Raw genomic sequence first — 5274 nt, 5'->3', positions numbered from 1 at the left:
GAAAGCCTGAAGCCCGGCACCCCGGCTGAGCATGCCCTCAAGGGGTACGAAGGTTATAAAAACGCTATCGGTGCCGACCTCGGTATAGCTTATACCAACCAGAAACTGACGTTGCAGGCTACCATGCCCAATATCACCCGCACTTTCAAAAATATCGATGACGCGGAGCCCCGCGGGCAGGCCACTTTCGCGGTCACCGCCTCCTATAAGTTCGGGACGCGGAGTTACAAAATTTCGTCCATCGAGCCGTTAGTAAGCTTCCGGGCGATGCTGAACTCGAAAAGTGTGGTTGATGCGGGCGCCAGGGTGAGTTTCGCGCGTAACCTGGTGAACGTGTTTGGCTTATATCATACCAATAAGGCGGTGACAGGCGGCGTGGGCTTCCAGTTCAAGAACTCGATCCAGGTGCAGGCGAGTTACACCAACCAGCCCGCCGGCCTCGATGCGTATGGCGGCAACTTTGGATTGGGCATCAAGGTGCGGCTGTTTAACTAGAGAATTTCTACAGGCAATATAGATGGACCCGTTGCGGATCAGTTGTTACTGAGCGCAACGGGTTCTTTATTTCAGGAGGGATCGGTCCAGGGGTAGAATGGCACGAGGGACGAGGGCTCCAGGCTGCCGTTTTCGATGCTGTGGCAAAGGAAGCCGTCGGCCTGCGCGGCTGAGCCAAGATCCGTGTGCCCTGAGAAGGACGTCGCGCGGATTTTCAGTCCGTTCCGGTGCATGGTAACGGCGGGTACGTATTCATCCTGCGGCACGATGGGGGTCCGGTGTTCTGCATAAGGCAGCCACCAGGGGCGGATAGCTTTCATCCCCCAGCAGGCGCGGATGTAGGATTCCAGGAACAGGCGCGATGCCACCTGCACGGCGAAAGGGTTTGAAGGCATCAACATCACGCGGGTTTTGGTGGGGCTGTAACCGAACCAAAAAGCCTGGCAGGGATGCGCTTTCACGCGGTTGAAAACGGGTTCTACCCCGGCGTCGAGGAAAATTTTCGGGAGTATGTTGCCGCACAGGATTAGTAAATCGGCATCGAGTGATGACTCCACGGCCTTTATGAGGCCCGGAGACCCTGCCGCCGGGAACACCGCTTCGCGCAGCGGGATGCGGTAGTTCGCTAATGCACCTTCGATCGTGAGCTTATTGGTCTGCGGAATGGGCAACCCCTCGCCTTCCACTAAACCGATGAACGCCACTGATGGCGGAGTAAATACCGACACCCGCGGGATGCCTGCCTGGTTTATGGCGGCCAGGTGGCGGCTGGAAAGCTGGGTGCCTGTGGTGAATGCTTGAGGGGATTGTCCGTTTTCGGTGGAGGTATGCACCAGCGGTTCCGCGAGGACGCAGCCTGAGGCGTCGGAGATGGAGATGGTGGATTTGCCCCAACTCGTCCGGCAGGCGGCAATTTGTTGTATGGCGGCAGTGACGCTGATCATGGCACGGAGACGATTTTAAGGACCTGAGGCAGGGAGCGCCGGGCGGCTTTCACATACATGCAAGTTGGTTTGCCGCTGGTCTCCCCGCCTCGGGCCAACCAGGCCAGGGAACACAAATTACAAGTCATAATTTTCCGCATCTTCTCTATAAAAATAAATTATTCCGTTCCATACTTCAAATTTAACGAGCATCTTTTTGAAATATCCGGAAAATAAATCACCAATACGTAAATATTTGGCACTAGAATGACCTCAACACTCGAATGTGTAATTTACTAATGTGTCATGTCTTTCACCCTTCCAGGTGCAAACTTGAATTGTGTATGTTGGCTAAAAATTGTAGCCGACCCTGAACTTAACCGGATCTGTGCGTGGGACCTGGCTGTTATGGAGGAAATCGTACAGCAGGGTCATATTGCCTTTCAGCTTGTTGTTGATTTTGTATTTTTTGGCAATACCCAGCAGCGCGCTGCGGGTCCAGGATTTAGCGTTGGATAATTGTCCGGGGTTACTAAAGGCGGCGTTATAGTTATATTCAAAACCGCCGTTCACGAAAAAGGTGCCTTTCAATTTATAATCTGCGAATGACCGCGCACCGATGCCCTGGTGGGAGAAACGGATATTATTAAATCCGGTACCCATTCCGAGTTTGTAAGCCGCGCCGAGGCCGATAATTCCATTTTTACTAAAACGATAACCGACCTGTCCGGCGAAATCGCCGGTGGATGGGAAGAATTGGTTGGACCTTTGAAACTGAACATTCGCGCCGAATTCAAGCCGGGAAAGGAAGCTTTTGGTTTTCATTTCGTTCGGTTTAAAATCGGGCATTTCAGCGGCATTGTCGAGGTCGGGGAAGTTCTTTTTCAGCTCATCAATTTGCGAACGGGCGGCATCCATCTGCTGTCGGATGGCCTGGGAAGCGTTGGGACCGCCGCCGCCTAAACGTTGCTGGATCAATTGTTCCACCTGCGAACGGGTTTGCAATCCCGCCAGTTGTTCTTCCACATTCACACTGCTGTTCACTCCTGGCAAATTGAATAACCTTGCAATCTGGGAATTACGGGCCATGAAATCCTTATACGCCGGCAATTTCTGTAACAGTTCCATAGCTTTGGCTTCCGCTTTTTTGCGATCGCTGAATATGGACTGGTATTCCTTGAGTTGTTGCGCGTAGTAATATACTTCTTTGTTGACCTTCTGAAGATCCTTTGCCATATTTGTGTACTGCCCCAACTGGGATTTCAGGAGGTTACGGCGTTCGCGGATATAGTTGCGGATCTGGGAGGCCTGTTGCAGTTTATCTTGCAGCGATTTCACCTGGCCGAAGGATTTGCCCAGTTTATCTTTGGTTTTACTAACAGAACCGAGCAGGCCGCCGGCCCCTTTCAAGAACCCCAGGGTATTGGCGAGCGTATCGAGATACCCGCCGGTATTGCCATTCAGGGCGCTGGTCAGGGCCTGCGTTTTGCCCTTTATCTTTGCCTGGAGGTTTTGCATGGAATCCAGCGAGTTCGTGAAGATATTCTTAGCGGCCATCGAATCCACTTTCGTGAGTTTGGCCGCCATCTTCTGTTCCAGCCGGATCATCCGCCTGAGGGCTTTCGAAGCACGTTTTTCAACTTGCTTTTCATAGCGTTTGGATTTCGCGGTAACCTGTTGAAGATATTTATTGGGTAACGCCTCTGCCTTCGCCAGCAGGCTATCCTGCCCTACCGCAAGGGCTGGCATGACAAGTGAACAAACAATGACAAGGAAATAATTTCTCACGGTATAGTAATTATTTAATACTGCAATCTAAATTTTTTCCTCTTTCGTTTTTTTCTTTTTTGCAGATTTTTGAAGAACGCCGGTTTCGTTTACGACGTCGAGGTACATGAGACCGTTTTGTTGATGAATGGTGCAGGACACGAGGTACCTGCAGCGGTCGCCGATGACGAAGTCCATGGTCACCGTGTCTTTCGCGAGTTTTACGACTTTCCTGGGTTCGCCGCAGATGTCGGTCATTTGGGATTGCGTGCAATTTGCGGGGATCGGAAGCTCGAGGGCTTCCAGCACGCGGAGCGCCATGCCGTCGTGGTCTTTGGTAAAATCCAGGGAAATTGCCCGGGTTTCGTTCGGGAGTGAAACGGGCCGCAGGAAGGTATTGAAGCCGCAAAGCTCTCCTACCCAAATTTCCCCCATGAAGTCGTAATCTTCCACCTCCTGGTAATCAGGACCGTCATAGAAATCGCTCAGGCGAATGGCGTGAAAGTCCTGGTACGCAATAATATCCATACGATAGTCTGTTAAGTGTTCTTTCTTCTTTTCAGTTGGGGCAAATGGCATCCGCTCGCTGATGGGCGCCAAAAATCGGCAGCAACAAGGGCTTCTTCGGACGTTCAGTTTGCATAGGTTGTCGGTATAGGTAAACCGCAGTGTAAATATATGGTTAATTCCTATATTTCAAAACGCCCGGTGGCCGAACGCATTGATTATAAGCTTAATATATTATTATAAATATATGTTTAAGTAAATCAAATGCAGTGTGGAACGATGAGTTGCGTCTTTTTCACACAAAATCGATACCGGAATTGAGGCGGGAAAATTTTTAAAGATTTTTTTGGATGGGGTAGCCAGGCAGATGGTGCCAGGCATTCGTTACGGCGTGTTCCAGTACAAGTATAAAAGGTTGAGATTATTTTATAAGTTCCGCTATCAGCGGCGGACTTAACGATTGTCAAGAGTGATATCCCATATCGGCAGAGCGTACCTGAGCACGAAATACAAAGCGGCGATGATAACCAGCCTGATCAGGACACCAATCCCGTCAACCGCCTTGTATTGCCCATCGAAAGTCTTGTAGTAATGGATCGTTTGTTTGCGGGGGGATTTACTAAGCGAAAGTTTACTGAAGATCCTTTTCCGTTCGCCTTCATCCACCACCATAAAACACCGCATCAACCAGCTTTTCGGCAACAAAAACGTTCTGCGGCATCTGACTACCGGGCAATCCTCCTGCCGGATTTTCTTTCTCAACAGTAAATCCGGGATTGGGATGGAAATGATGAAAATGGTACCCATCAACAGGTGATGGAGGAAAAAGATGAGCTCGTTGTTAATTTGTTGTTTTCCGATATCTAAAAAAGCATAGCAGGCGGCTAGGAAAATAAACCAGAGGAATGTACTGAAACCTCTTATACTGGAACGCATGGTGTATTCAGGATTAGGTTAAAGCAATAGACTTGTTGATCGGGAACGAACTTTGGGTATAGCGATCATTCTTCACGGAATCGGTGTCCGTGTCTGTGCAGCATGGATAAGGCGGCTGCAGGGATATTGTCGTCATTAAAGTATAGGTTGATGGGTTCGGTTAATTCTCTGCCGTCTTCCAGCAAAATACGTATTTATTACGGTTTGAAAAATGGCAGAAACGTTGGATATAGCCCGACGTACATTCTCTCCGACACTCCGCGTCCTGGCATACATCTATCCTAACGATCGGCATACTGAAAGAATTCCGGACCGCGCCAAGGGCTGTCGGCACTACACTGGGCGATTGCTAAATGAATAATTCGCGGCCCTGACGGGCCATGCGTGATTGATCTAAAGAACCAATAATGGATTAGGCCAACAAATAAACTTTAAACTTTGTCTTCATAGCACTACGTAACATAACACTGTATCACGACAGGCTCATCCTAGTTATTGTTGTATGGCTTACCGGCTTCAAATTCCTCACGGCACAGGATTCGCCGGGTCAAAGAACGCCTGTCCGCAACCATCCAGCAACAGCACCAGACGATCCACCAGCGCCATACCGTCGTCAAAACCTGCGCCGTCACTGCGCGACAGAGTA

At 50.0% G+C, this 5274-nt stretch carries 5 protein-coding genes; 1 reads left to right on the top strand and 4 read right to left on the bottom strand.

All coding sequences use genetic code 11. The features are described from left to right. The coding region (locus Q0510_RS15245; RefSeq protein ID WP_298713528.1) for a type IX secretion system membrane protein PorP/SprF at positions 1 to 495 on the top strand (495 nt) is incomplete at its 5' end. Between the two features lie 71 nt (positions 496 to 566). Here the strand turns inward: Q0510_RS15245 and Q0510_RS15240 are convergent. The 4 genes from Q0510_RS15240 to Q0510_RS15225 all read right to left on the bottom strand — a co-directional run bounded on the left by Q0510_RS15240 (position 567) and on the right by Q0510_RS15225 (position 4628). Continuing rightward, complete coding sequence (locus Q0510_RS15240; RefSeq protein ID WP_298713525.1) at positions 567 to 1439, bottom strand: hypothetical protein; 873 nt, start codon at positions 1437 to 1439, stop codon at positions 567 to 569. A gap of 330 nt (positions 1440 to 1769) precedes the next feature. Further along, positions 1770 to 3167, bottom strand: coding sequence for a hypothetical protein (locus tag Q0510_RS15235; RefSeq protein WP_298713522.1), 1398 nt, complete (start codon positions 3165 to 3167; stop codon positions 1770 to 1772). A gap of 66 nt (positions 3168 to 3233) precedes the next feature. After that, complete coding sequence (locus Q0510_RS15230; RefSeq protein WP_298713519.1) at positions 3234 to 3713, bottom strand: hypothetical protein; 480 nt, start codon at positions 3711 to 3713, stop codon at positions 3234 to 3236. Between the two features lie 432 nt (positions 3714 to 4145). After that, a complete protein-coding gene (locus Q0510_RS15225) occupies positions 4146 to 4628 on the bottom strand; it encodes a hypothetical protein (protein ID WP_298713516.1) in 483 nt (160 codons plus the stop codon). Positions 4629 to 5274: the final 646 nt, after the last annotated feature.

Origin of the sequence: uncultured Chitinophaga sp., assembly GCF_937874145.1 — a bacterium.
Taxonomy (GTDB): domain Bacteria; phylum Bacteroidota; class Bacteroidia; order Chitinophagales; family Chitinophagaceae; genus Chitinophaga.
The sequence above is the reverse complement of the archived record's forward strand: the minus strand, read 5'-3'. Positions and strand labels throughout refer to the sequence as shown.

Bases quoted from the DNA above. Each gene is read 5' to 3' on its own strand.
- Q0510_RS15240 (WP_298713525.1), bottom strand. From the start codon at position 1,439: ATGATCAGCGTCACTGCCGCCATACAACAAATTGCCGCCTGCCGGACG.
- Q0510_RS15235 (WP_298713522.1), bottom strand. From the start codon at position 3,167: ATGCCAGCCCTTGCGGTAGGGCAGGATAGCCTGCTGGCGAAGGCAGAG.
- Q0510_RS15230 (WP_298713519.1), bottom strand. From the start codon at position 3,713: ATGGATATTATTGCGTACCAGGACTTTCACGCCATTCGCCTGAGCGAT.
- Q0510_RS15225 (WP_298713516.1), bottom strand. From the start codon at position 4,628: ATGCGTTCCAGTATAAGAGGTTTCAGTACATTCCTCTGGTTTATTTTC.